Origin of the sequence: Xanthomonas sp. SHU 166, from assembly GCF_000364685.1 — a bacterium.
GTDB classification, from domain to species: Bacteria; Pseudomonadota; Gammaproteobacteria; order Xanthomonadales; family Xanthomonadaceae; genus Xanthomonas_A; species Xanthomonas_A sontii.
This window is the reverse complement of record NZ_AQOJ01000944.1, coordinates 1-325: the sequence shown is the minus strand read 5'-3', so window position 1 is coordinate 325 and position 325 is coordinate 1. Positions and strand designations below refer to the sequence as shown.

Genomic DNA, 325 nt, shown 5'->3' with positions numbered 1-325 from the left:
CCCCCCCCGCCACAGCAGGCGCAGGCCCAGGCCACTCATCAGCACCGCACTGAGCCGGTCCAGCGGCCGCCGCGCGCGCGACCACCAGCGCCGCGGCGCCGGTGCGGACAGCAACCCGGCCACCAGCGCGAACCAGGCCGCATCGATGGCGAAGGCCAGCGATGGCAGCGCCACGTACTCGACAGGCACGCGCTGCGCCGGCAGCAGCGCGGCGAACAGGCCGGCGAACACCAGCGCGGTCTGCGGGTTGCCGAGCTGGGTCAACAGGCCCATGACGAAGGCCGAGCGCACCGCCGGCACCTGCTGTTCCGGCGCGATGGCGGTC

1 protein-coding gene is annotated in these 325 nt (G+C 75.1%); it reads right to left on the bottom strand.

All coding sequences use genetic code 11. The features are described 5' to 3' along the window. The coding region (locus D180_RS21175; protein ID WP_017914343.1) for a LysE family transporter at positions 1-325 on the bottom strand (325 nt) is incomplete at both ends.